This is a genomic window from Candidatus Accumulibacter contiguus, from assembly GCF_012940005.1.
Lineage (GTDB): Bacteria > Pseudomonadota > Gammaproteobacteria > Burkholderiales > Rhodocyclaceae > Accumulibacter > Accumulibacter contiguus.
Genome location: NZ_SPMX01000050.1, coordinates 14,346 through 40,130, shown reverse-complemented (window position 1 = coordinate 40,130; position 25,785 = coordinate 14,346). Strand labels below are relative to the sequence as shown.

The following is a 25,785-nucleotide window of genomic DNA, read 5'->3' as shown; positions in this document are numbered from 1 at the left end:
CGGCCATTTGCGGAAATCACCTTAAGCTTCCCGGCGCCTGGTGGGCACCCAGAAATGTCGAAGCATGCTGGCCCTACGGATCAACCGCGCCAACCGGGAATGGGCTGATTATTGGAAGGGTCTCGAAAAGCAAGCCGCATAACCAGAGCATTTCGCTGGCGCATCACTTTGAATCACACCCAGGGCTGCCTGAAGGCTTGCTTTTCTCTTTGCACTCGGTTCTAATGGGGCATCTTGGACTGGAGACTGATGATCATGTACCGTTCCGACAATCCCCATCGACTGGTTGTGCTTCCGGTTGCTGGTTTTGCCGTGGGCCATGCTTCGGTAGCTGTACTGGTGGTACGCGCAGGGCCTGATACACCGTCGAGGGTCGAAACAAGATAAGTCGAAGCACAGCAAATTCCACAAACCCCCGCCGGTGCAAACCGAGCGGGGGTTTCGTATTTCCGGACCAACGCTTTTGAGGAGATTCCCTTGTCCCAACCAACCCCAGAAACCCTCACCGGAGCACAGATCGTTGTCCGTCTGCTCGAACGACAGGGCGTCCGTACGCTGGCCGGCATTCCTGGTGGCGCCATCCTGCCGATTTACGATGCCTTGTCGAAGTCAGTGCTGATCCATCATGTCCTTGCCAGGCACGAGCAGGGCGGCGGCTTCTTGGCCCAGGGGATGGCGCGCGCCACCGGCATGCCGGCAGTCTGCATGGCGTCTTCCGGCCCCGGCGCGACCAATCTGCTGACGGCGATTGCCGACGCCAAGCTGGATTCGATTCCGCTGGTGGCGATCACCGGGCAGGTGCCCAGGGCGATGATCGGTACCGATGCCTTTCAGGAAGTCGATACCTATGGTTTGAGCATCCCGATCACCAAGCACAACTTCCTGGTCAGTTCGGCAGACGACCTGTTGAGCGTCATTCCGCAGGCTTTCCGCATCGCCGCTTCGGGGCGTCCCGGGCCGGTGCTGGTCGATATTCCCAAGGATGTGCAGAACCAGCTCGTCGAGGTCAGCAACTGGCCCGATCCGGGCTGCGCCGATCCCGTCCCGGCGCCGGCAGCCGAACTGATCGACCGTGCTGCTGCGATGATCAACGCGGCCACCAGGCCGATTCTCTACCTCGGGGGGGGCGTCGTGCATTCGGGCGCTTCCGGAACGGCGGTGTCTCTTGCCGAAAAGGCCCGCCTGCCGACGGTCATGACCTTGATGGCGCTCGGCGCGATGCCGGTCGATCACCCCTTGTCGCTGGGCATGCTCGGCATGCACGGGGCGCGCTGCACCAACCTTGCGCTCGACGAGTGTGACCTGCTGATTGCCGTTGGCGCTCGCTTCGACGACCGGGCGACCGGCAAGGTCGCCGGTTTCTGCCCGCAGGCAAAAATCATCCACATCGACATCGATCCTTCCGAACTCGACAAGATCAAGACCGCGCACATCGGTATCGCCGGCGACGTCGGTACGGTCCTGCAGAGCTTGCTGCCGGCGATCGCAGCGCCGGTGCACGACGACTGGCTGGCGCGTGTGGCCAGCCTGAAGGCGGAGCATCCGCTGCGCATGCCCGGCATCGACGATCCGCGCACCCCCTATGGCCTGATCCGTGCGGTTGCCAATTGCCTCGACGATGCCGCGACAATCACCACCGATGTCGGTCAGCACCAGATGTGGGTTGCGCAGGCGTATCCGCTACGCCGCCCCCGGCAGTGGCTGACCTCCGGCGGTCTCGGCACGATGGGATTCGGCATGCCGGCAGCGATCGGTGCCGCCCTGGCCGAACCCGAGCGCACGGTAGTCTGCTTCACTGGCGACGGCAGCATCTTGATGAATGTCCAGGAGTTGGTGACTGCCGCCGAGGAAAACGTCAATGTCAAGATCGTGCTCATGAACAACTCGTCGCTGGGCCTGGTTTTCCAGCAACAGACGCTGTTTTACGGCGAACGCATCTACGCTTCGAAATTCAAGGGCATGCCCGACTTCATCCGGGTCGCCGAGGGATTCGGGGTGCCTGCCATCGACCTCGACCAGGAGAGCGATCCGCTGGCGGCTCTGGCCAGGGCGCTGTCGACATCCGGGCCGATGCTGATCCACGCCAGCATCGCGATGCACGAACAGGTATTGCCGATGGTGCCGCCGGGTGCGGCCAACAAGGAAATGATCGGAGGCTGAAGATGAACTCGATTTCACGAAGTGAAAACCAGGCACTGGCGCGTACGGTGCTTGAACTGGACGTCAACAACCACCCCGGCGTCATGTCGCACGTCGTCGGCCTGTTCTCCCGCCGTTCGTACAACGTCGAAGGCATCCTGGTGATGCCGGTGGGCAATGGCGACACCAGCCGCATCTGGCTGCTGGTCAATGAAGACGAACGCCTCGATCAGATGGTGAAGCAGATCGAAAAGCTCGAAGATGTGCTCGCGGTGCATCGGCACGGCGCCGAGCACGAGGTGTTTGTACGGCTGGAGGAGTTTTTTCGCTAACGGCCATGACTTATTCAGGCACCCCAGATGAAATGACTGCAAAACAATGGGTTACCGGCAGAGCAAATGTACCCCGTGGCTCTGCCGCTTGACCTGTTCGGTCATCTTGAGACGAACAATCCGGCCATAGGCGCCGGGATGGACTTTGCCTGCGGCGTGGCAGGCCGGCGCCTGGGTACACACTCCCCACGTAGGCCGCCGGGCAACGGTACTTGAGCGTGTCTCGATCGGCTGCGAAGCCCTGAAAGACCAGGTCGGCGGGTGATCGACAGCGGCTCGCGCCAGATCGCCTACTAGATTCCCCTGATCAAAATCGGCGAGTGTCTCTTCGAAACGGTGGACAGCATAGCGATTTCCTCGCCGCTGCTCTGCACAAACGCGGCTGCGCATGCGGCGAGGCAAAATCTGTCAAAAGGGAAACGAGCAGCCATTGACGCTTTCCCGGATAATGCGCGCGGGCCGATTGCTGTTTCTCTCTGTTTCCCCGCTAGGAACCTCATGGCAAGCATTCTGATCGTTGACGATGTCCCCGAAACCCTGGCGCTCCTGTGCGGCCTGTTGAGCCCCATCCATCAGGTGCGCGCAGTCACTTCCGGGCGGCGCGCCTTGCAGGCGGCAGCCGAACAGCCGCAACCCGATCTGATCCTGCTCGACGTGATGATGCCGGAAATGGACGGCTACGAGGTGATTCGGCGCCTGCTGTCCAACCCCGCCACGGTAGACATCCCGGTCATCTTCGTCAGCGCTCTCGAACAAGCCGACGAGGAGGAGCACGGTCTGGCCCTCGGCGCGGTGGACTACATCACCAAACCGATCAGGCCGGCAATCGTCATTGCGCGCGTCAAGGCCCATCTCGACCTGAAAGCTGCCCGCGACCTGTTGCAGGATCGCAACCGCTGTCTGGAAGGGGAAATCACCCGGCGCATGGCGGACAACCTCCTGATCCAGGATACCAGCATCCGCGCACTCGCCCGCCTGGCCGAGATCCGCGACCCGGAGACCGGCAACCACCTGCGCCGCACACAGGGCTATGTGCGCACGCTGGCGATGGAACTGTGCTCGCACCCGCGTTTCGCCGATTTCCTGACACCACGCCGCATCGAGGTGCTCATCAAGTCGGCACCTCTGCACGACATCGGGAAAGTCGGCATCAAGGACCACATTCTGCGCAAACGCGGCAAGCTGACGCCGGATGAGTGGGCCATCATGAAGACGCACAGCCAACTTGGCTATCAAGCACTCGAACAGGCCGAGCAGGGTGCCGAGTACCCGATCGAATTCTTGAGCATGGCCAAGGAGATCGCGCATTATCACCACGAGAAGTGGGATGGATCCGGCTACCCGGAAGGATTGACAGGGGACGCGATTCCGGTTTCTGCACGCATCATGGCGCTGGCTGACGTCTTCGATGCATTGATCACGCAACGGGTCTACAAGAGAGCTTTTTCCCTCGAAAAAGCGCTGCTGATCATCCACGAAGGGCGGGCGACTCATTTCGACCCGGATGTGGTGAATGCCTTTTTCGCCCGTCAGGAGGAATTCATCCACATTGCCGCAAGGCATGCCGATGGCGAGACGGACGTGCTGAGCCAAACCGCCATCGCGATACCCGGAGTAGAATCGAGCCCTTGGTCGAACCAGGCCAGGAGCCAGGAGAATATTGCATGACCTTGCAGAGCAAGCCCAATACCGACGACGTTCGCATTCGAGAAATCAAGGAACTGGTGCCGCCAGCGCACGTCTTCCGTGAATTTCCGGTTGGTGTGCGTGCGGCAACGACGACCTATGAAGCGCGCCAGGGTATCCACCGCATCCTGCATGGCGCCGACAACCGCTTGCTGGTGGTGCTTGGACCCTGCTCGATTCACGACGTCGATTCGGCCGTTGAATACGCTAAGAGACTGCAGAAGGAAGTTCCCCGTTTCGTCAACGATCTGCTGATCGTCATGCGCGTGTACTTTGAAAAACCGCGCACGACGGTCGGATGGAAGGGCCTGATCAACGATCCTCGTCTCGACAACAGCTTCCGGATCAATGAGGGACTGCGCCTGGCGCGTGGCCTGCTTCTCGAAATCAACGACCTGGGCCTGCCCTGTGCGACCGAGTTCCTCGATACGATCACCCCGCAATATACGGCTGACCTGATTGCCTGGGGGGCGATCGGCGCGCGTACCACGGAATCACAGGTGCATCGTGAACTGGCTTCCGGCTTGTCTTGCCCGGTCGGCTTCAAGAACGGCACCGATGGCAACATCCGCATCGCCATCGACGCCATCCGTGCGGCGCAATCACCGCACCATTTTCTTTCGGTGACCAAGGCGGGCCATTCGGCAATCGTGTCTACGGCCGGCAACGAGGACTGCCACGTGATCCTGCGCGGCGGCAAGGAGCCGAACTACGACGCCACGCATGTCGACGCCGCCTGCAAGGAAATCGCCGCCGCCGGCCTCGCCGCACGCCTGATGATCGATGCCTCGCATGCCAACAGCAACAAGCTTTTCAAGATGCAGATCGAGGTCGCCAGGGACACCGCCAGCCAGATCGCGGCCGGCGACGAACGCATCGTCGGCGTGATGGTTGAATCGCACCTCGTTGAAGGACGTCAGGATCTCGTTCCCGGTCAGGATCTGGAGTACGGCAAGAGCATTACCGATGCCTGTCTGGGATGGGAGGACTCGCTGGTAGTCCTGGAGAGCCTCGCCAAAGGGGTTCGCGCACGCCGGCTGGTCAAAGCGGCGCAGTAATTCGCCGGGCTGATCGAGCGGCTTCGGGAACGCGAACGCAACAGCCGGGTTACTGTGGCTGTCGCCAAATACTGGTCATGCAGCCACGCACGGGAACCTGCCAGAACTGCTTAACGCAGCTTGATTTCCTTGTAAATTACGTGCTTGCGTGCTTTGGGATCGTACTTTTTGATTTCCATCTTGCCGGGCATCGTGCGCTTGTTCTTGGTCGTGGTGTAAAAGTGGCCGGTACCGGCGGTCGACTCAAGCTTGATCTTGTCACGCATGGCTGTTCTCCTTGTCAGATCTCGCCGCGGGCGCGCAAGTCGGCGAGCACGGCGTCGATGCCATTCTTGTCAATCGTTCGTAAACCGGCGTTCGATACGCGCAAGCGGAGCCAGCGGTTTTCGCTCTCGATCCAGAAACGGCGATACTGTAAGTTCGGAAGGAAGCGGCGCTTCGTTCTATTGTTGGCATGGGAAACATTGTTCCCTGCCATCGGGCCCTTGCCCGTAACCTGGCAAACACGCGCCATGATCAATACTCCAATTGTATTTGGGGAAGAAAGCCCGCGATTCTAGCCCATGCAGGCGGTCGATTTCAAGCAATTTCCTGCCAGAGACATTTTCGATGCGTCGATTTTCCGGCGGCAAAATATACCCTACGCATTTTTGGCGCTGGCGTCGACGTACTGGCAGCCGTCGGAGGCGAGGCTGCGCTGGATTTTTGTCGTCGGCGCCCGGTTTTTTCCAGTTTGGACGATCCTTGGGCGCCACCCGTCCCCGCCGAAGAATCGCCGTCTGGTATGCCGGATACGAGGGAGTCGCCTGGAGGCGCTAACCGCTGGCCGGTCGTGGAGTCTGGACCAGTGAGCGCATTTGGTGAGTACACCCCTGCTGGATGTGCCCGAGCGCCATCGCGAGCATGACCGCGAAGGCCAGCCCTACGCGCAGCTTCATCTTGTTTCACCCAGGAATGGCAAGGGTTTGCGAGGAGCGAAAATGCCTTCAGGGGTTGTGTTGCCAACAGCGCCCGGCGGCGGCTTCAACTCGCCAGTTCGCACAGGGGATGCCGGTCCAGGCTCCTTGCCACCCAGCCGCGCATCGCGGCGGGCAATTGTCGCAGCGCGTTCTCGGCGTCTTCGCGGTTTGCGAACTCGGCGAAAACACAGGCACCGGAGCCGCTCATGCGCGCCGGGGCGAAGGCGGACAGCGCTGCGAGATGCTCGGCAATCGCCGGAAAGCGGGCACAGGCCACGGCTTCGAGGTCGTTGCCACCGAAGCCGGGGCGCCACGACGCCGGGGCGATCGCGAGCGAATCGCGTTTGAGTTCCGGCGCGCCAAAAATGACTGCGGTCGGCACCTGCAGCGGTGGTTCGAGGACCACATACCAGCACGCTGGCAATTCGACTGCCAGCAGGTTTTCACCGACGCCATCGGCAAAAGCGTTGCGTCCGAAAACGAAGACCGGCACGTCGGCGCCAAGAGCGAGGCCGATTTCCTGCAGGCGCCGACGCGGCACATGCAGTTTCCAGAGGTGGTTGAGTGCCAGCAGGACCGTCGCCGCATCCGAACTGCCGCCACCGAGACCGCCGCCGAGCGGCAGCCGTTTTTCGATGCTGATATTGACGCCGGCCAGGCAATGGGTTTCGGCCTGCAACAGGCGGGCGGCGCGAACGCTCAGATCCTGATCGGGCGCGACACCTGCCAGCGGCGTCGCCAGACGCACCAGGCCGTCGGCACGTGGCGAAAAGCGCAGCCGGTCACCCTGTCCGAGAAAGCGAAACACCGTCTGCAACAGGTGGTAGCCATCGGCACGGCGGCCGACGACATGCAGGAAGAGGTTGAGTTTGGCGGGCGCCGGATAGACGCTTTGCCAGTCCCAGAATTGGCGGCTGGAAGTCATGGGATGCAGTCTACGGCAGGCAGCCGATTCGGCAGCGCAGTGGGCCACATCTGCCACTCTTCGATGCGCAGGCGCAGTGCAAAACCGCTTTCATGCTCGACGAAGAGGCGGCCGGGCAGGGCTTGCGGGTCGTCGCTGTCGTACTCGTAGTCGATCCGCCAGTCCTCGTGGCGCAGGGATAGCGGGCGGCCGAGGCTGTCCCGTGCCAGGTCGCCGCCGTCGGGATGGTGGCCACGCAGCCAGTCGAGCAGTTTGCTCAAGGGCAAGGGATACGCCAGGATCGACTGCAACAGTTCATCGGCAGTCGCTGCCGTATATGAACTGCCGTCGCTGGTGGCCAGGCGCGCACCACCGGCGTCGCTGACGATCTCGGCCAGGCCTTGCCCGAACGGCGAGGACAGCAGCAACTCGTCGCGGTCGCCGTCGTGACGCCAGTGCAGGCGACCAGGGTAGTTCTTGCCTTCCTGGCGAACCGAAAAGCGGCCGGCCAGTGCAAAGGCCTGCAGGTCGTCTCGCGCGACGGCGAGCGGCGCATGCGCGCTGGCCGCTGCCGGCAGGGTGGTACAGGAGCTCAGCCCTGGCAAGCCAAGGACGATCAGGAGTGCGATCAGGACTCGCGGCTGCATCGGAGCGCTGGCGCGACGGTCATGGAACGGCGCGGGTATTTGCCGGTCAGGGCGAGAACTTCCTGATCGCTTCGTTCAGTACCTCGTTTGCCGGATCCCTTTTGTGCGCTTCGCGCAGGGTCCGTTGCGCCTCTTCCTTGCGGCCGAGCATCCACAGTACTTCTCCGGTATGTGCTGCGATCTCGGGGTCGGGGCGCAGTGCAAGGGCGCGTTGCAAGAGAGCCAGCGCGCCTTCGTGATCCCCCTGCCGATACAGGACCCAGGCCATGCTGTCGAGAATGAAGGGGTCGTTGGGCGACAGTTGCAGCGCCTTTTCGACGAGCTGCCGGGCTTCGGGCAGCCGCAGGTTGCGATCGGCGTAGGAGTAACCGAGTGCGTTGTAGGCCTGCGCATTCTCCGGCTGCAGTTCGATCAGCTTCCTGAGACGGCTTTCCATGATTTCCACGCGTCCGAGCTTTTCCGCCAGCAGCGCCGACTCATAGAGCAGCTCTGGCTGCTCCGGCTGCGTGCTCAGTTCCTGGTCGAGCAGGGCAAGAGCCGCCTCGGTCTGCTTCGCATCGCGCAGCAGGGTGGCTTCTGTGATCGATAGCTGGACGCGCAACTGCGGGTTCTTTGTTGCCGCTTCGCGAAGCTGGCGTCTCGCCTCTTCGACCTTGCCTTGATTGCCGAGGATGCTGGCGCTGCGAAGCTGCGCCGGGAGATAGTGCTCGCCTGGGCCAACCTGCCGGTAATCGGCCAGCGCTTCGTCAGCACGCTTGCCTTCTTCGGCAAGCTGACCGAGGTAATAGTAGGCAGCGCTCTTGTCCGGGATGTCGAGCGTCACCAGGTGTTTGAACTGCGTTTCGGCAAGTTTCCGGTCGTTTTCCTGCAGAGCCAGGATGGCCACCGGGAAAACCACATCCGGGTTGTTCGGGTAGGTGAGCAGCAACTGCTCGAACTGCAATTTGGCTTCGCCATAACGCTTCTCGCCGACCAGTGCGCGCGCCAGATGCAGTTGTACTTCGCGCGCCTTCGGATGACGATCGACAAAACGTTGCAGGGCAGCGATGGCTTCGGCGGGTGACTTCTGGGCGAGTAGCTGCGCTTCCAGCAGTGCAGCAGCCTCCCAGTCCGGGCGCAAATCGAGTGCGCGCCGCGTTTCCGCAAGTGCGCGGGGGTTGTCGCCGGCTGCGCTGGCAGCCATGGCGATCGCGTAATGCGCTTCGGGCAGGTCCAGGAATGTCGCGCAGATCTTGATGATCAATTGCAGGACCGCCTGGCGATCCTGGCTGCGGGCAAACATCCGGTTCAGTGCCAGCAGGTTGCCCGGCAGCGCTTCCTTGTCGGCTTCCAGCATGCGAATCAGTTGCGGTGCCAGGCCATCGAACTGGTTGGACAGGATCATCACGCCGACCAGCACCTGTTGGGCACGCTTGGAATCCGGTTCGACCTGCAACCACAGGCGTGCGAGGTCGAGAACCAGATCGTAACGACGCGCGTAGCCAGCCACCTCGATCGCTCGCGCCAGGATTCCCGGGTCGCGGGTGCGCACGGCCAGGTCGGCATAGGCCTGGCTGGCGAACTCGGCTTTGCCTCGCTGCAGCGCCACTTCGGCGAGCAGCAGCTGATAGACCACCTGTCCGCTGAGTTCCTTGTAGTCCTTGTCGTCGAGGCGTGGCGCGAAGGCCTCCGGCGCATTGCGCTTGAACTCATGCGAAGTCGATTTGCGTTTCCCGGAGGGGGCGTCGCCGGCAGCCAGAGCGGGCACGCCGAAGGCCAGCGCCAGCGTCGTGCAGAGGAGAGTGTTCTTGATCGATTTCATGGTTTCCTTGCCTGCCGCGAACCATTGCAGGAACCGACGGCGACTTTGCGTCATAATTTGCGCATGTTATGGACTTTTCGCGGTAGCAGCAATGCCAGAACTCCCGGAAGTTGAAGTCAGCCGACAAGGATTGCTCTCCTGCTTGTCCCGACAACCGATCATCGGCGCGGTGGTGCGCACGCCGCGGTTGCGGCACGAGATTCCCGCCGGGCTGGCTGCGCGCCTGGCCGGTCTGCGTGTGGACGCCATTTTGCGGCGCGGCAAGTATCTCTTGCTGGACTGTCAGAGTACCAGCGGTGGCGGCTGGCTGCTCATTCACTTCGGCATGTCGGGCAGTCTGCGCCTGGTGCCGCCGGCTACGCCAGCACGGCTCCACGACCACTTTGATCTGGTCTTCGCCGACATCGTTCTGCGTTTTCGCGATCCGCGCCGCTTCGGAGCGCTGCTCTGGCACGAGGGCGGCGGCGTCGAAAGTCATCCGGCACTCGCCCATCTGGGTATCGAACCGCTCTCTGATGATTTCAACGGCGATTGGCTGTATGCGGCGACGCGTTGCCGCCGGGTGCCGATCAAACCGCTGCTGATGGACAGTCGTCTGATCGTCGGCATCGGCAATATCTACGCCGCCGAAAGCCTCCATCATGCCGGTGTGTCACCGCTGCGCACCGGTGATCGGATCAGCCGTCAGCGCTATCGCGTACTGGCGGATGCCATCCGTGCAACGCTGCTTGCGGCAATTGCTGCCGGTGGCAGCAGTGTGCGTGACTACGTGCATAGCGACGGTGGTGCCGGTTGCTTCCAGCTTTCCTGCAGGGTCTATGGTCGTGCGGGCGAGCCCTGTCCGACCTGCGCCGGACCGGTACGGGTCATTCGCCAGGCGGGCCGCTCGACATTCTACTGTCCGCGTTGCCAGCATTGAGTTGTCGGTCTATGTCGCTGATTGAGCACGACCTTGTGGTAGAGTGAAAACCTGTGCCTTGTGCTGGAACCTGCCATGACGCTTGCCCAACATTTTGCCGCCTACAGCGAATGGCGTGCCCGCATCTCCGGGATCCTGGAGAAGTTCGCAGGCTGGCTCGTCGAGAACGAATTGACCGACGCCCAGATCGATCGCCGCATCGCCCAACTGCTGGACAATCTACGCGAGGATCGCCTGCATGTGGCATTCGTCGCCGAGTTTTCGCGTGGCAAGTCGGAGTTGATCAACGCCATCTTCTTCGCCGGTTACGGCAACCGCATTCTGCCCTCGACCGCCGGCCGCACGACGATGTGCCCGACCGAGTTGATGTACGACCAAACGAGGTTGCCATCGATCGAGTTGCTGCCCATCGAGAGCCGTGAATCCAACGGCAGCATCAGCGAATACAAGCGCTCTCCCGAGGAATGGGAACTGCTCCCGATCGACACCAGCTCGGCCGAGGCCATGCAGGACGCGCTTCGCCATGTCAGCGACGTCATCCATGTCGACCTGGCAACTGCCGAAAGGCTCGGCTTTGCCATGACCGACGGCGACGTGGCGGCCTTGCGCGTCGACGAACAGGGCGGCGTCGAGATCCCGCGCTGGCGGCACGCGATCATCAATTTTCCGCATCCGCTGTTGCAGCAGGGATTGGTCATCCTCGATACCCCCGGTCTCAACGCGATTGGTACGGAACCCGAACTGACCCTGTCCCTGCTGCCCAATGCGCATGCCGTACTGTTCATTCTGGCTGCCGACACCGGCGTGACGCAATCCGATCTGACCGTCTGGCGCGAACACATCGGCACCTCTGTGGGTCGCAAGAAGGGCCGCATCGTCGTACTCAACAAGATCGACAGCTTGTGGGACGAACTCAAGTCGGCCGAAGAGATCGACACAGAAATCGCCAGACAGGTCGACACCTGCGCGTGGGCGCTGGATTTGCCGGAGGATCAGATTTTTCCGGTTTCGGCACAGAAAGCGCTGGTTGCCAAGATCAATGATGATCACGTGTTGCTGCAGCGCAGCCGTTTGTCGAGGCTTGAGCATGCGCTTTCCGAGGAGTTGATCCCGGCCAAGCAGGAGATCGTTCGCGACAGCATCCATGTCGAGTTTACCGATTGCCATCAGCGCACCCGCAGCCTGCTGGAGTCGCGCCTTGTCGGTCTGCGCGAACAGCTTGGCGAGCTGGCAGAACTGCGAGGCAAGAACAAGGGTGTCGTCGAGTACATGATGGGCAAGGTGCGTTGCGAGAAGGAGGAGTTTGAATCCGGTCTGCAGCGCTATTACGCGGTGCGCAGCGTTTTCTCACAACTGACCAACAGACTTTTTGCCCATCTCGGACTCGATTCGCTGCGCCTGCTGAGCACGGCGACGCGGGAGACGATGGTGCAGGCTACCTTTTCCAGAACGCTTACCGAAGCGATCGATCACTTCTTTGTGGTCGCTCGCGGCAATCTCGCCAACTCGAAGGCAGAGGTCACGGAAATCACGAGCATGATGGAGGCCATCTACAAGAAATTCGCCGTTGAACATGGCCTCAAACTGGGTACGCCGATCGGTTTTTCGCTGCGGAAGTACGAGAAGGAAATCGACCGCCTCGATCAATGGTGCAACACCCACATCAACTCCGTGTTCCAGTTGCTGACGCACGAAAAGAGCCAGCTCACACAGCGCTTCTTCGAGGAGGTGGCGGCGCAGGTGCGCAAGACTTTCGAGCATGCCAACCGCGATGTCCAGGCATGGCTGAAGGCGATCATGACGCCGCTGGAGATTCAGATTCGCGAACACCAGATTCAGCTCAAGCGCCGGCTGGAAAGCATCAAGCGGATTCACCAGGCCACCGATACTCTCGAAGAGCGGATCGAAGAGCTGCAACATGTCGAGGCCAAACTTCTCCTGCAGTTGAATATACTCGGCAAGATCGGCGAGAACTTTCGCGAGGTTCTGCAGCAGACGGTGAACCTTGAGGATATGCGTAGCACCGCCTGAAGCAGCGACCTTGGCCGCCTGAAAAACGATGGCCGCTCACCCTGGCGGATGGTTGTGGGCGCGGCGATTGCCAACCCCCTTAATGTGAAAGTCGCGAACGCGACTGAGGAATCTCCCCTCCCCCTCGGGAGGGGGAGAGGGAAACGGTCATGACTTCATGATCGGGGGTGCCTGGAAAAGTCATGACCGTTAGTCCGGCGTCAGGTGGTAGAGACGTTGATTCAGATATTGCGCAACCTGCGCAATTTCTTCATTGCTCCAGCCAAGCCCCGCAAGCTCCTGCCAGCGGCGTACTTCTTTCTGCAGACTCTTCCAGTCGGTCACCAGTTTCTTGTCTCGCCAATGAATTTGTGTGTCGTGGCAGGCGATGCAATGTGTCGAGTACAACAGCTCGCCGCGTGTCGGGGCTGGCAATGCCTGGGCGCCGACGTCGGCGATACTCCCGAACAAGGCGAAGCACACCGTGGGTATCCATTTCCGAAACATCATGCCTCCTGTCGTTCCAATCAATGCTAAAAGAGTAGCCGCTCGCCCTGAATATGCTTTTGCCATAGACCGGCTCGGTTGCGCATGCCTTTCGACGATTTCTTGCACGCGATCCTCGTCGGTTTGTATCTTCCGGGAAGACTTCGCTGACGGCGGTTGCGATCTCACGTCGACTCCAGCGACCTGAGGCGCAGCAGGAACAGCAGCGCCACACACCATGCGGCCACCGGCAAGAACGCGTCGACAGTGGCGAAGCCCAACCCGCCAGAGGCCGCCAGACCAAGGCGCGACATTGCCGCGACGGCCAGTGTCGCCATCAGCGCGCCGGTATTGCGGCCAGTCTGCAGCGGCTGACCGCATTCGGTCGCCAGGCCGATCGAGGCACAGAGGATGAAACCCCAGAACACCCCGGCAGCGAACTGGCTCGATGCCAGCACGGTCAATGAGCCGGCCATTACCGTTCCAGTGAGCGCCAGCGCACCTGCTGCACAGGCCAGTTGCAGGAGCAGCCAGACGCCGCACGCGCGGAGCACGCGCTCGACGAGCAACAGACCGAAGCTGAAACCGACCCAGAAGATGGGCATCAGCCAGGGAAGCAGTGCCGGATCCGCGAGCCGCTTGAACTGCGGCGCCGAGTTGACCGCCGTATGCCACTGCTGGCCGACAGCGAGCAACCAGGCGACGAGCAGCAGGTAGCCCCAGGAGGCGTTGCCCGAGCGGCCCACTGCATTCGCCTTGGCAGAAGTGACAACTGACTGGGCGGCAGGCAGGGAACGTTCGACATATGCCAGCGCCAGCGCTGAAAAACCCACTGCCAGCGCGCTGAGCAGGAACGGCAGCGCGGCATCGACACCCTTGAGCACGATCGCCAGATACGGCGCCAGCGACGAAGCGATCGCCAGACCAAGCAGTTGGATACCTGCCAGACGCGGGATCGAAGAACGTCCGGCGTAACGGGAGAGAAGAACGTAGGGCGGCGCACGCAAGGCCGACGAAGTGGCCACCCACAAGGTAGTCATCAGCAGGAAGAGCATCGGCATCCCGGCCAGTAAGGGCAGCAGCCACATGGCCAGCGCCGAAAGCGTCGACAGCAGCACCAGCAATGGCCCGATCCTGCGCAACGCTGCGCGGGCGCGGTCAAGCGCGACGCCGACCGACCAGTCGGACAGCGCAAATACCAGTTGGTCAGCGGCCAGGAACCACGGCACATAGCGTTGGTCGATGCCGCCGCGCGTCAGCAGCTCGGGAAGAAAGATGACGTAAACCACCCAACTCAAGGAGAAGAAGAACTCCACGCCCGCCAACAACCAAGCCGCCCTGGAGTCGTGAAGAAGGGGAGAACTGATCATGTCGTCTGCTCTCCGGCATTGTACCGCCGGGGAAGGTCACATCGGTTCATCATCACGCACAGTCAACGCATGAGTTGCCGGAGATACGCGCTGATGGTCAGCAACTGGCTGTGATCCAGACGCGCGATGATCTTGCGAATCACCGGGCCGATGACCCGGACTGCGCCGGCCATCCCGAGATTTGCCGACTGTCGGAGGACAAAGCCCACCCCGGCTTGCTCGAGCGGCTTGAGGAAGTAGTAATCCATGCCGATATCGGTCAACTCGACCACCAGATCCCCCAGGGCATTTGCATGCCTGGTCGGATCTTCGGCCTGTTCGAGAGTATCCAGGAATTGCAGGGTGCGTATGTGCAGGGCTTCCGGATAGAAGAAGCGAAGCGAGGGCTGGACAGATTTGCTCATGATCATTCCTTCTACGGCGGTGGGCATCACCCCCGAAAGTCTTCGAGAAGCCGCTGTGTGTTCTTCACGTTGTTGGACAAAGACGAGATGGTGACGCGCGCTTCCTGGATCGCCGCGTCTTCGGATTTTCCAGCGAGATGCCGAGCAGCCAATCGGTACCTTTGATTGGCGCAAGAAAGAGCAGCCGGTCACCGTCGTTACGCTGGACGGAAAACATTTTCCCCTCGCTCGCGGCGTGCCCGATGCGGTCGCTGCTCAGCTCCGGAACCTGCTCGGTCACCGGTTTCATCACGGCTTCCTTGAGCGGGTGCGCGAGTACGGTGCCGTCCTTGTGCAGCAGAAAACCAAAACCGTTACCGGCCAGTTTGAGCGCCAGCACTTCGCTGACGATTCGATCGATGAAGAGGTCGGCGGCGGCAACGCCGACGGTGTTGCCACCATCCTTGACCAGAGACGAAATCGAGATCACCAGTTTCTTGGTTCCGGCATCCGCGTAGGGTTTGGTAATGACGATGCGTGCTTCGCCAGCCAGCTCGGCTTCCTTGTACCAGGGGCGGCTGGTGGGATCCCAGTCCGCGGGAAGGTTTTGTGACTCGGAGAAGAGTGCGCGCTTATCGGGGTAGCCAGCGTAGACAGTGTCAAAGCCGCCAGCCGCTTTGGCCAGCACGAAAACGCTTTTTGCCTCCGGTGTTCCGATCACCGGCTTGATCGCCTTCAGCAACTGAACCTTGGCGGCCATCCATTCGCCAATGGCCAGCGAGTAAGCGGTAGCGGCGCTCCGGATTTCATTCTCTATTCCTTCCAGCAACTGGCCTCGCAACTGCTGGTAGAAAAGGACACCGAGGAGGAGGACAGCGCTGGCGATCAGCCCGACGACGAAAGCGACAAGTTTGCTCTGCAGGGTGCGCGGCATGAAATTCTCCCGATGTGGATCAATGATGAGCTGGTCATGCTTGCGGCGAGGGATTGGGCAGCGAAAAGGTGAAAGTATCGATTCTCGGCTCAGGGCGAGACTTTTTCAACCATCCATCGATAATTCGTGTTCATTCGCACCTTTTTTTGGACAGTGAACTCGACATTCTGCATAATGCCCTGGATTACATCAGACTATCTGTTTGCGGCGTGCAGCGCGTCGTTAGCGCTGACGTGTCTTTTTTCGACGGATGTCGAGAGGATCGATCCTTGGCTGGAGAGAGTTCGCTTCCACGCAAGTGGCAATGGCTTGTCGCCCGGTTTGCGATTTGTGGCGCGTTGCTTGGCTGTGCACCGCCGGAGCCGCTGCGCCTGGGCTTCCTCGGCGGTATTTCGGGCCGGGTGGCCGACCTGGGAATTGCCGGTCGCAATGGCGCGACGCTGGCCGTCGAAATGCGCAACAGCAGCGGCGGTGTAAACGGCCGGGCGGTCGAACTGATTGTCGAGGATGACAAGCAGGACCCGGATCTCGCCAGAAAAGCCGTTGGCCGGCTATTGGAGCGCAAGGTCGAGGCGATCATCGGGCCGATGACCAGCGCCATGGCGGTGGCTACAGTGCCGCTGGTCAACGAGGCCGAACTGGTGATGCTCAGCCCGACAGTGACGACAACGACGCTGACCGGGATCGACGATCATTTCCTGCGGGTCATCGCTTCGACCGCCGAATACGCGCGTGTCAGCGCCGCTTATCACTTCGATCGATTGGGGCTACGCCGTGTCGCAGCCGCCTATGATCTGAACAATCGGGCCTATACCGAGGGCTGGCTGGCCGACTATCGCCACGCCTTCGAATCGGCCGGTGGCACGCTCGGCATCACCGTTCCCTTCAGTTCCGGCAAGGAAACCTCGTTTGCTGACCTGGCGGAGGGTCTTCTCAGGGCGAAACCGGACGCTGTGCTGATCCTGGCCAATTCGGTCGATGCCGCCCTGCTCGCGCAGCAGCTCCGCAAGCGCGATGCCGTCGTGCGCATCGGCACCTCGGAGTGGGCTGCCACCGAACGGCTGGTCGAGCTGGGTGGCAAGGCGGTCGAAGGCGTCGTGATCGCACAATTTGTCGATCGCGACAGCACACAGCCCGCTTATGTGGCCTTTCGCAGGCGCTACGTCGAGCGCTTCGGCCAGGAGCCGGGATTTGGCGGCCTCACCGCCTTCGACGCGGCGAATGTGGTGCTCGACGCGCTTGCGGCCAAACAGCCCGGCCAGACCCTGAAGCAGGTCATTCTTGCGCGCGGCGTGTTTTCCGGCGCGCAGTCGGAGATACGTTTCGACGCCACCGGCGACGCGGCACGCGAGACCTATCTGACTACCATCCGTGATGGCACCTTCGTGCGCCTGCATTGACCAACCTCCAGGAACGACGAGACCACGGCAATAATGTCACGTTCGCTACGATTCTGGTTGTCGCTTGGACTGTCGTCGCTGGTCGCGCTGGCCATCCTGACGCTCATCGCAGTGCTGCTCGGCGTTCTCCTGCCGCGTCTCAACGCTGGTGTGGAGGCCCAGATCCGTGCGCTCGGCACAACGACGGCGACGCAGATCGACGCTTTTCTCGCGGAATTTTCTTCTCATCTTGGCCTCCTGGCTGACGATGTCGGCAGTCAGCCGAGGATGGACACAGCCCAACTGCGCGTCATGCTCGATACCCTGGCCCAGGCAGATGGCGCCATCGAGTCGATCTACGTCGTCGATGGTGCCGATCGGGTTCTCGAAGTCGGCTTGCCGAAGGCTCGCCGTACCTTGCGCGACAACCAGCTCGGCGTCGATTTCTCTGGCCGTCGCTTTGTGCACGCGGCACGTGTGCAGCAGCGCCCAGTGTGGTCCGATACCTATTTGTCGACCGGTGGACACATCGTTGTGGCGCTGGCCCTGCCATTGACGATTACAGCGGAATTGGCTACTGCGGCACCCAGGCACGGCGTCCTGGTGGGCGAACTCAATTTGCAGGAAGTCTCGCGCTTTGCCGAATTGCTCGCCCGCGCTGCCGATGTGCTGCCGGTCATCGTCGACCGGCGCGGCAATGTCGTCGGACATCCTGACGCCGAGCGTGCCCTGCGTCAGGAAAACCTCAGCCACCTGCCGCCACTGAGTGGGAGTGGTGCGGCCTCGCTGCAAACCGCGCGTTTCCATCTGGACGGCATCGACTACATCGGCAGCAGTACGCCGATCCACGAGGCGGGCTGGACGGCGCTGATCGCGCAGCCGACCGAACAGGCCTTTGCCACGTTCCACTCGACGCTGCGGTCGCTGGCCTTCGGCAGTCTGCTGGCGCTATTGCTGGCAGTCATTGCGGCAGTGCTGGCGAGCCGGCGGATGACGCAGCGGCTTGGCCAGTTCGCCAGGCACCTGGAAGCGGTGGCCGATGGCAATTACCGCGCGCAGATTCCACCCTCGGGCACCGACGAGATCGAAAAGCTGGCGCAAAGCATGCGCCGCATGGCCCAGGTCGTGCTCGAACGGGAAGCGCTGCTGCGCGAGAGCGAGGCCAAGTACCGCGGCGTCGTCGAGACCACCCGCGACCTGATCACCCGTGTCGATCATGAGGGGCGATTGAGCTTCGTCAATTACATGGCCGAGACCTATTTCGGCCTGCCGGCCGCGGACTGTATCGGACTGTCTGCCTTTGAATTCGTCCACCCTGATGATCGCGAGCGCACTCGACAGGCTTTCGCCACCTGGCTGCAAGGCGATGACCCGGCCTTGCAGTTCGAGATTCGGCAGTTTGCGCGCAATGGTGCGGTGCACCTGCTGCAGTGGAACATTGTCGCCGAGCGTGCGGGTACCAATGGCAACTCCGCCATCGTCGGCTTTTCCGGCATTGCCCGCGATGTCACCGCCGAACGCGCTGCCGCCGAGCAGCTCGCCGCGTCGGAAGAGCGTTACCGAGGCCTGTTCCGCATGGCGCCTCTGCCCTACCAGTCGCTGGACATGCATGCGGCGATCCTTGATGTCAATGAGGCATGGCTCGCCCTGCTTGGCGGTTATACGCGTGACGAGGTGCTCGGGCGTCCGATCACCGATTTCATCGAGGAACACTCGCTGCCGGTGCTCGCCGGGAATTTTCCGAATGTTGCTGCCGACCACATCGAAGGCCTGCTGTTCGACTTGCGGCGCAAGGACGGTGAAACGCGTACCGTGCTCATCAACGGCCGAATTACTTGCGATCGGCAGGGTGTGGCGCGGACGCACTGCATCCTGACCGACATTACCGAGCGCCAGCGTGCCGAACAAAGACAGCAACGGGCGGACGAGTTGCTTGCCCTGCAGGCGGCGCGCGCCACGGCGCTGCACGAAATGCCGCGCGCCGCCGAGCGGATGACAGAAGCCGAATTCATGCAGTACGGTCTTGAAATTGCCGAGCGGCTGACCGGCAGCGCAATCTCTTTCGTCCATTTCGTTGCCGACGATCAGGAGATGATCGAGTTTGCGGCGTGGTCGCGGCGCACGCTCGACGAATTCTGTACGGCGGCATTCGAGAAACACTATCCGATCAGCCAGGCCGGTATTTGGGCCGACGTCGTCCGCCACCACGAGCCGATGGTCTGCAACGACTATGGGTCAGCAGAGGGCCGTCGCGGCCTGCCGCAAGGGCATTCGCCACTGCTTCGCCTGGTCAGCGTGCCGGTCATCGCCAACGGCAAGGTACGGCTGATCGCCGGAATCGGCAACAAGGCCGAACCCTACACGCCGCTGGAGGTCGAGACCCTGCAACTGATCAGCCAGGAAATCTGGCGCATTGGCGAGGAGCGCCGCGCCGAGGCAGCGCAACGCCTGGCGGCGACCGTGTTTTCGGCGAGCGCCGAAGGCATTTGCATCACCGACGCCGAGCAGCGGATTCTCTCGGTCAACCCGGCCCTGCTTGCCCTTTCGGGTTATACGGAGCATGAACTGATCGGGCAAACCCCGAGAATTTTCTCGTCCGGGCGGCACGATGCCGACTTCTATCAAGCCATGTGGGAACACATCCTTGCTGTCGGTGTGTGGCGCGGTGAGGTATGGAGCCGGCGCAAGAATGGCGAGATCTTCCCCGAGTGGCTGACCATCACCGCCGTTCGCAATGCGGGCGGCGAAGTGACGCATTACACCGGGACTTTCTTCGACATCAGCGAGCGCAAGCAGTGGGAGCAGGATATTCACTTCCTTGCCCACCACGATGCGCTGACCAAGCTGCCGAACCGCACCCTGCTCGACGACCGGATTCGTCAGGCCATCGCCAAGTCGAAACGCAACGACGACCACATGGCGGTGCTGTTCCTCGATCTCGACCACTTCAAACTGATCAACGACACCCTCGGCCACGACACCGGCGACCGCCTGCTCGAGCAACTCGCGCAGCGCCTGACGGAAGTATTGCGCTCGACCGAGACGGTGGCGCGCCTGGGCGGCGACGAGTTCGTCATCGTCATCCCCGAGCTGGCGGCCGTCAGGCGCGTGGCCGTGGTCGCCAGGAAAGTGCTGGAGGCCGTTGCCGCGCCGTACTTGCTCGAAGGCAGCTCGCTGCATGTGACGCCGAGCATCGGCATCAGCGTTTATCCGGAAGATGGCGATGACGCGGCAACCCTGCTGCGCAATGCCGACACGGCGATGTATCACGCCAAGGAACAAGGCCGCAACAATTTCCAGTTCTTCACGCAGGCGATGAATCAGAGCGTGCAGGAACGGGTCACGATCGAGAACGATCTGCGTCTGGCGATCGAGCGCGGCGAGTTCCTGCTTCATTACCAGCCGCAGGTCGATTGCCGCAGCGGCGAGGTGATCGGCATGGAAGCGCTGATTCGTTGGCAGCATCCGCAACGGGGACTGATCGCTCCCGACCGTTTCATCACCATTGCCGAGGAGACCGGGCTGATCGTGCCGATCGGCGAATGGGTGCTCGGCGAGGCCTGCCGTCAGGCCAGGCGCTGGCAGCTTGGCGGACATCCCGGTCTGCGCATCAGCGTCAATCTGTCGGCGCGGCAGTTTCAGCAGCGGGACTTGAGCGCGCGGATCTCGGCCATGATTCACGCCTCCGGGATCGATCCGGCAAGCCTCGAACTCGAATTGACCGAGAGCATGTTGATGATCGATCCCGAACAGGCGAAGGCAGTCTTGCACCAACTCGCCGCCGCAGGCGTGAAAATGGCGATCGACGATTTCGGCACCGGCTATTCGAGTCTCGCCTACCTGAAGCGATTTCCGGTGACGCGCCTGAAAATTGACCGCTCCTTCGTGCGCGACCTTGCCAATGACAGTAACGATGCCGCCATCGTCGATGCCATCGTGGCCATGGCGACCAGCCTGAAGATGGAAGTCATCGCCGAAGGAGTCGAGACCATCGCCCAGCTCGATTATCTGGAAGCGCACGGTTGCCATGCCATCCAGGGCTACTACTACAGCCCCCCGGCAGTGGCGGAATCCTTTACCCGTTTCCACTACAGCCGCAGGGCAGGCTAGTGGGTCGTGCTTCCCGCAGGTACTCCAGGCAGTTCGCCGAAGTTCAACTCATGTCTGCACAGGTGAATGGGTTCGCGTGAGCGGAAGCGGCCTCCGCTGGCGCGCACCTGCTAGCCAAGACGACCAGAGATCCCGCAATACCCGCCCTTGGCGATGGGCTGGGAGCGGCGTGCCGCGGCATCCGTATCGGGCACTCTGCTGGGCGTTTGCCCGCCATCCGGCCAGCAGCGTGATGGTTTTGCCCACCAGCCGTTGCGGGCGAAGTTCCACGGCCCGGCGTCCAGGTAGCTGCCGGTGAGCCGGGCATAGCTGTGGAAGCTGCTGCCTTCGTCTTCCTGCTGGAAGTCGGCCCAGGCCTGCACGTTGTCGACGCTGAAGGGTGATCCCACGGGCTGGCCAGCCGGCGTGGCGGTCTGCGCATGGCGACCCAGGGCAATCCACTCGGCCGCGCTGGTAACCGAGTAAGCGCTGGACCAGGGCGGTGGCGCCTTCAGCACACTGGTGAAGCGCGCGTCCGAGCGCATGCTCAGCACGTCGACTTCGGCCAACGCCGGCACGCTGGCAAGCGCCAGCAGACCTGCGAGCAATACGGTGCGACCCGGCAGGTCGGTGGGGTCATGTGCTCGTTCTGGGTACAGGATTGGTTCGATCGGTGCGACCTGGGTGGAGGCGCCGGTCGCTCGTCCAGAGCGAGCCATGCCACATCCGCCCGGCCCACCGGGGAGTTTTGCAAGAGGCTCATTGTATTGACTCCTTGTTGACTTGCGTGACATCGATGAACGAATGGGACCACCTGCAGGTGAGCGCCTGGGCGCGCCAGGCGCGTGTAATCGTCAAGCACCGCGCATTCGAAACGTGGCTGACGCGCCGGCGAAGCCCAAGCCCGCCTGCGCATCGCGACTTCTTCAGTACACGGGAAGCACGGCCTTGAGCGCGCACGGCATGTTCTCGCGCCGCGCGTATCGCTTTACTACCCCACTCTGGCCGTGCTGGCGGTGGACGTGTGCGATGCACCGAGCATGGCGGCGGTACCCTTTCTGAATCCTGGAATTTGAAGCGCATGGCCGTATTGCGTCTGCAGTAAGCAAAACACCAAGGAAAGGTGCGCCTTGAGCGTAAAAACGAGATTTCCCGCTCCAAAATGAGCCATTCCGCTCAAGATTTTGGCTGTTTCAGCCCAAGTCCGACAGGCTGCTAGTGTCGAATCGATTTCGTCGACGAAGACGACGGTGCGACCGCACGTTTTCGGCAGGACGACTTCGCGGAACTAAACAACCACCGGCTAAAGCCGGTGGGTTTATGTTGCGGACTGAAAGTCCGGATACGCGTCGCCTAAACGACGCGTGCATGTCGGTGAGCGTCACGCCTGCAGGCGAGCCGATGTCCGGCACCTGCCAGGTGTCGCCCGTAGTGCCGTAATAGGCCTGACCGCTGAGCGTCAGCCGGTGACCGCCGCCCATCGTCCAGTCGCCGCGGAAACCGGCGCGTCCGGCGCGCCAGTAATCGTTGGCCGTCTGTCCTGTGAGCGGCGGCGTGAATTCCACTTAAATTTGGCGGTTTGGAATCCATGCTCCCCATCATTCTTCCGAGACCGTCACAAATCCGTATCGCTGCCCGAAAGCCAGCCATGCCCGTCGTGCCGAATGACGTGCCGGTTCGGATACCTCGACCCGTTCCAGGATGTACAGCAGCGCCCGAAGTGGCGCGTCCTGCTCATGGCCGATCGCGTTGATGGCGTTTCTTTTGTCTCGCACCCGTTGGGCACGTTTGCGCTCTGTGTCAGTCATTGGCCGGTCGCCCTTGAGAGGCTGGCCGGGTTTCGTAACGGTCACCAAGGGGTCGGTCATTTGTTCATCCAGGTTTTGTGACAGTCACGACGTTCATCGATCGGGCACCCCTCGACCGGGGTACCGGCTTACCGATGGCTCAGGACTCGGGGGGTTGCGCACGGGGCGTGTCAGGCGGCCCACGTCATGCCTCGATCTGCTCTTTCATGCGATAACTCTTGCCCTCGATGACGGCGGTTTCGGAATGGTGGAGCAGTCGATCCAGGAGTGCCGAGGTGAGGGTGCTGTCCTGGTTGAAGATTTCCGGCCAGTGCTTGTAGGCGCGATTGGTAGTGATGATGAGGGCGCCGCGTTCGTAGCGTTCGCTGATGATCTGGAAGAGCAGATCGGCGCCATGCTTGTCTATCGGGAGGTAGCCGAGCTCGTCGACCACCAGCAGACGCGGCTGCAGGTACTTGCGCAGTTCGCGCTTGAGATTTCCCTGCGCTTGGGCGGCAGAGAGCGAGTTGATGATATCGACCGCGGTGGTAAACAACACTGGGTAGCCGCGCAGGCAAGCGGCATGCCCCAGCGCGATACTGAGATGGCTTTTCCCCAGGCCAACATTGGCAATGAAGATCACGTTGCCCTTCTCCTCGATGAAACGCAGTCGGAAGAGATTCTGAATCTGGGGCCGGTTGATTTTGCTCGGCCAGTTCCAGTCGAACTGATCAAGGGTCTTGAGCACCGGAAAGCGGGCGAGCCCCACCCGTCGCTGGATGCTGCGATCTTCGCGGGCATGCGCCTCGCCCTCGATCAGCCGCGCCAGATACTCGACGTGTGACCATTGCTCGGCACCCGCTTCCTGGGCCATGGGTTCAAAACGTTCGAGCAGATGGGACAGTTTGAGGCTCGCCAACTGGGCGCGTAGCGCCTCGGTGGGGACATCGGAAAGGATCCGTCGGTCAGTGCCCATCGCTATGCCTTTCGTAGGGAGAGAGATCGGGTGCGGCGATCTCGAGGTCCAGGAGATCCTGGCGGCGGGTGAGATGCAGCGCCCCCGGCTCGGGGGTTTCACGAGCCCGCATTTCCAGGATGTTGGCGATGTACTCGCAACTATAGGCAGCAAAGGCAATGCCGTCCTGGATCGCCCGATCGACCGCGTCGATGCCGTAGATTTCGCTCAAGGCGACGATCTTGCGCAGGTGATGACGCGGGTTAACGCGACGTTGTTCGATGCCTTCGAGATAGACCTGGGCGTGTCTGGACAGGCTCAGGAACTGCACCAGCAAGCGCTGCTCGCGCGCGTTGCGCCGCTGGGCGAGCAGCGCCTTCGGATGATCGGGGTCCTCGATATCCTGATGCCGGTCATAGCTGCGCAGGTGACGCGCGATGAGTTTGTCCTGGTGGTAAATGCATACCCGATCCGGGTAAGCCTTGAGCGTCACGCGTTGACTGGCAAACTCGGCCGGCACCGAATAGTGATTGGTGTCGAGCGCGACCCGGAACTGCTTCGAGGCGCGCTGACTCTGGATGCGACCGATGTCGTAGGGCATCGGGTTGAGTGGCTGCAGTAGCGCCTGTTCGTCCTTGAACCGATCCACGGGTCGCTGGTGTGTTTCACCATGGAGACGGACATTGGCGATGCTCGCCAGCCACACCTCGGCGGCCGGGTTCACTGCACTGAAGTCGAGGAAGTCAGCGCCGTTGAGCAGGTTCTTTTTGACATAACCCACCCCGCTTTCGACCCTCCCTTTCTCATTGCCTTTCGCGACATTGCAGGGCGAGATGTCAAACCCCCAATGACGGGCGAAATCAAGATAGCGCGGATTGAAGACCGGCGCTTCGCCGACCACGCGGCGAAGCACTGCCGACTTCAAATTGTCGATCATCAGGCGGCCCGGACAACCGCCAAAGGCCGCGAAGGCGTGCTCGTGAGCCGCGAGAAAGTGCTCCATGGTTTGCGCGACGGTGAATTCGACGTACATCAGACGGCTATAGCACAGCACCCTGACGAAGAACGAGAGCCGCCGGCGAGTCGAGCCCACGCCAATCGAACCGTACTCGCCCCAGTCCACCTGGGCAGCTTCACCCGGAGCAAACGAGAGCTTGAGGAAAGCTTCTCGACGCACCGGACGGACCCGACGCACATAGTCCTTGACGATCGTGAAGCCGCCCTCGAAACCGCCCTCGCGCAGGCGCTGGTAGATTTGCTGCGCGCTGTACGGGTGCGTTTCGAGCAGACGAATGACTTGGTCCTTGAACGGATCGAGCTGACTGCTTCGCGGTGCCGATTGCCGGGGGTGGAACTGCTCGCAGGCCAACCATTTCACCACCGTTTGCTCATGCAGGCCAAGGGCACGCGCGGTCTGCGCGACGGTCAGTCCCTGCCGCTCATGGCAGTCCTTGATCTTGCAGTACAGCTCGTATTTGATCATGAGGTCCATCCCAAGACGGCGCGCAACTGGCCGATCCGGACACTGATCTCGTCAGCTCCGAGTTCGCCCCCTTCGCTGCAGGGCGGAGAATCGAGGGACAAGACCTGGTAGAGCGGGTGTTGATAGGCAATGAGGCCGATGCGTATCAGATCGCTGCGCGCCTGACTCAGACGCGCAGGCGTCAGCGACAGGCAGCGACCGAGCGCAGCATCCGAGTAGTAGCTCAACCCCTGGACATCGGCAACCGTCACCAGAAACAGGTACAGCGCCGCTGCCGGCGGATCACAGCGCTCGATGTACCGTTCCCGCACCAGGCGGTGGTCGAGCCAACTGAATTGAATCGGGATCTGCCGGACTCGCTCTGGACAAAGAACGCGTTTGATCGTCATTTTTAATTCTTCCCGCCATGATGTCAGTCCCCAGTTGTACTAGCAGCCGGGTGCTCCTGGCGATGTCATCTTGTA

General features: G+C 61.7%; 22 protein-coding genes. 8 read left to right on the top strand and 14 right to left on the bottom strand.

Annotated features, from left to right (window positions below; genetic code table 11):
• Nucleotides 1-477 precede the first annotated feature (477 nt).
• The 4 genes from ilvB (at nucleotide 478) to aroG (ending at nucleotide 5,215) form a co-directional block, all read left to right on the top strand.
• Nucleotides 478-2,160, top strand: a complete 1,683-nt coding sequence (gene ilvB, locus E4Q08_RS16115) for an acetolactate synthase large subunit (RefSeq protein ID WP_169071137.1) — start codon at nucleotides 478-480, stop codon at nucleotides 2,158-2,160.
• 2 nt (nucleotides 2,161-2,162) lie between these two features.
• A complete protein-coding gene (ilvN, locus tag E4Q08_RS16110; RefSeq protein WP_169071136.1) occupies nucleotides 2,163-2,471 on the top strand; it encodes an acetolactate synthase small subunit in 309 nt (102 codons plus the stop codon).
• 498 nt (nucleotides 2,472-2,969) lie between these two features.
• Nucleotides 2,970-4,139, top strand: a complete 1,170-nt coding sequence (locus E4Q08_RS16105; RefSeq protein ID WP_169071135.1) for an HD-GYP domain-containing protein — start codon at nucleotides 2,970-2,972, stop codon at nucleotides 4,137-4,139.
• Nucleotides 4,136-5,215 carry a 3-deoxy-7-phosphoheptulonate synthase AroG gene (gene aroG / locus E4Q08_RS16100; RefSeq protein ID WP_169071134.1) on the top strand — a complete coding sequence of 360 codons (1,080 nt, stop codon included), beginning with the start codon at nucleotides 4,136-4,138 and terminating at the stop codon, nucleotides 5,213-5,215. Before E4Q08_RS16105 ends, aroG begins: the two co-directional genes overlap by 4 nt.
• Before the next feature lie 110 nt (nucleotides 5,216-5,325).
• On the opposite strand, the gene rpmG is transcribed toward aroG, so the two are convergent.
• The 5 genes from rpmG to E4Q08_RS16075 form a co-directional block, all read right to left on the bottom strand.
• Nucleotides 5,326-5,481: a 50S ribosomal protein L33 gene (rpmG, locus tag E4Q08_RS16095; RefSeq protein WP_034928807.1), complete on the bottom strand. Its 156-nt coding sequence runs from the start codon at nucleotides 5,479-5,481 to the stop codon at nucleotides 5,326-5,328.
• Nucleotides 5,482-5,495: 14 nt separating this feature from the next.
• Nucleotides 5,496-5,729, bottom strand: a complete 234-nt coding sequence (gene rpmB / locus E4Q08_RS16090; RefSeq protein WP_169071133.1) for a 50S ribosomal protein L28 — start codon at nucleotides 5,727-5,729, stop codon at nucleotides 5,496-5,498.
• A 509-nt stretch (nucleotides 5,730-6,238) separates the two neighbouring features.
• Nucleotides 6,239-7,099 (bottom strand): 4-(cytidine 5'-diphospho)-2-C-methyl-D-erythritol kinase, encoded by an 861-nt coding sequence (gene ispE / locus E4Q08_RS16085; protein ID WP_169071132.1) that lies wholly within the window; start codon nucleotides 7,097-7,099, stop codon nucleotides 6,239-6,241.
• The gene (gene lolB / locus E4Q08_RS16080; protein WP_034911718.1) at nucleotides 7,096-7,725 is read right to left on the bottom strand and encodes a lipoprotein insertase outer membrane protein LolB; all 630 of its coding nucleotides are present in this window, start codon (nucleotides 7,723-7,725) and stop codon (nucleotides 7,096-7,098) included. Before lolB ends, ispE begins: the two co-directional genes overlap by 4 nt.
• Before the next feature lie 46 nt (nucleotides 7,726-7,771).
• Nucleotides 7,772-9,526: a tetratricopeptide repeat protein gene (locus E4Q08_RS16075; protein WP_169071131.1), complete on the bottom strand. Its 1,755-nt coding sequence runs from the start codon at nucleotides 9,524-9,526 to the stop codon at nucleotides 7,772-7,774.
• Between the two features lie 91 nt (nucleotides 9,527-9,617).
• On the opposite strand from E4Q08_RS16075, the gene mutM reads away from it, so the two are divergent.
• Together mutM and E4Q08_RS16065 are read left to right on the top strand one after the other, a co-directional pair.
• Nucleotides 9,618-10,445 carry a bifunctional DNA-formamidopyrimidine glycosylase/DNA-(apurinic or apyrimidinic site) lyase gene (gene mutM / locus E4Q08_RS16070; RefSeq protein ID WP_034915143.1) on the top strand — a complete coding sequence of 276 codons (828 nt, stop codon included), beginning with the start codon at nucleotides 9,618-9,620 and terminating at the stop codon, nucleotides 10,443-10,445.
• A gap of 75 nt (nucleotides 10,446-10,520) precedes the next feature.
• Nucleotides 10,521-12,476, top strand: a complete 1,956-nt coding sequence (locus E4Q08_RS16065) for a dynamin family protein (protein ID WP_169071130.1) — start codon at nucleotides 10,521-10,523, stop codon at nucleotides 12,474-12,476.
• Nucleotides 12,477-12,665: 189 nt separating this feature from the next.
• Here the strand turns inward: E4Q08_RS16065 and E4Q08_RS16060 are convergent, their stop codons facing one another.
• The 4 genes from E4Q08_RS16060 to E4Q08_RS16045 all read right to left on the bottom strand — a co-directional run bounded on the left by E4Q08_RS16060 (nucleotide 12,666) and on the right by E4Q08_RS16045 (nucleotide 15,628).
• Nucleotides 12,666-13,070 (bottom strand): hypothetical protein, encoded by a 405-nt coding sequence (locus E4Q08_RS16060; protein WP_308240156.1) that lies wholly within the window; start codon nucleotides 13,068-13,070, stop codon nucleotides 12,666-12,668.
• 56 nt (nucleotides 13,071-13,126) lie between these two features.
• Entirely contained in the window at nucleotides 13,127-14,311 is a 1,185-nt protein-coding gene (locus E4Q08_RS16055; protein ID WP_169071129.1) for an MFS transporter, read from the bottom strand.
• Nucleotides 14,312-14,373: 62 nt separating this feature from the next.
• The gene (locus E4Q08_RS16050; RefSeq protein WP_034919512.1) at nucleotides 14,374-14,715 is read right to left on the bottom strand and encodes a hypothetical protein; all 342 of its coding nucleotides are present in this window, start codon (nucleotides 14,713-14,715) and stop codon (nucleotides 14,374-14,376) included.
• A 64-nt stretch (nucleotides 14,716-14,779) separates the two neighbouring features.
• The gene (locus E4Q08_RS16045; protein ID WP_169071128.1) at nucleotides 14,780-15,628 is read right to left on the bottom strand and encodes a cache domain-containing protein; all 849 of its coding nucleotides are present in this window, start codon (nucleotides 15,626-15,628) and stop codon (nucleotides 14,780-14,782) included.
• Between the two features lie 269 nt (nucleotides 15,629-15,897).
• On the opposite strand from E4Q08_RS16045, the gene E4Q08_RS16040 reads away from it, so the two are divergent.
• Both E4Q08_RS16040 and E4Q08_RS16035 read left to right on the top strand, forming a co-directional pair.
• Nucleotides 15,898-17,028: an ABC transporter substrate-binding protein gene (locus tag E4Q08_RS16040; RefSeq protein WP_169071127.1), complete on the top strand. Its 1,131-nt coding sequence runs from the start codon at nucleotides 15,898-15,900 to the stop codon at nucleotides 17,026-17,028.
• Nucleotides 17,029-17,061: 33 nt separating this feature from the next.
• Nucleotides 17,062-21,117 carry an EAL domain-containing protein gene (locus E4Q08_RS16035; RefSeq protein WP_169071126.1) on the top strand — a complete coding sequence of 1,352 codons (4,056 nt, stop codon included), beginning with the start codon at nucleotides 17,062-17,064 and terminating at the stop codon, nucleotides 21,115-21,117.
• A gap of 110 nt (nucleotides 21,118-21,227) precedes the next feature.
• On the opposite strand, the gene E4Q08_RS16030 is transcribed toward E4Q08_RS16035, so the two are convergent.
• From E4Q08_RS16030 to E4Q08_RS16010, 5 genes are all read right to left on the bottom strand, one after another.
• On the bottom strand, nucleotides 21,228-21,815 hold the full coding sequence (locus tag E4Q08_RS16030; RefSeq protein ID WP_169071125.1) for a hypothetical protein: 588 nt from the start codon (nucleotides 21,813-21,815) through the stop codon (nucleotides 21,228-21,230).
• Nucleotides 21,816-22,694: 879 nt separating this feature from the next.
• Nucleotides 22,695-22,964 (bottom strand): hypothetical protein, encoded by a 270-nt coding sequence (locus E4Q08_RS16025; RefSeq protein ID WP_169071124.1) that lies wholly within the window; start codon nucleotides 22,962-22,964, stop codon nucleotides 22,695-22,697.
• Between the two features lie 124 nt (nucleotides 22,965-23,088).
• Nucleotides 23,089-23,859, bottom strand: a complete 771-nt coding sequence (istB, locus tag E4Q08_RS16020) for an IS21-like element helper ATPase IstB (RefSeq protein ID WP_169071123.1) — start codon at nucleotides 23,857-23,859, stop codon at nucleotides 23,089-23,091.
• On the bottom strand, nucleotides 23,849-25,321 hold the full coding sequence (gene istA, locus E4Q08_RS16015; RefSeq protein ID WP_169071122.1) for an IS21 family transposase: 1,473 nt from the start codon (nucleotides 25,319-25,321) through the stop codon (nucleotides 23,849-23,851). The genes istB and istA overlap by 11 nt, the downstream gene beginning before the upstream one ends.
• Nucleotides 25,318-25,710 carry a hypothetical protein gene (locus E4Q08_RS16010; RefSeq protein WP_169071121.1) on the bottom strand — a complete coding sequence of 131 codons (393 nt, stop codon included), beginning with the start codon at nucleotides 25,708-25,710 and terminating at the stop codon, nucleotides 25,318-25,320. Before E4Q08_RS16010 ends, istA begins: the two co-directional genes overlap by 4 nt.
• Nucleotides 25,711-25,785 lie beyond the last annotated feature (75 nt).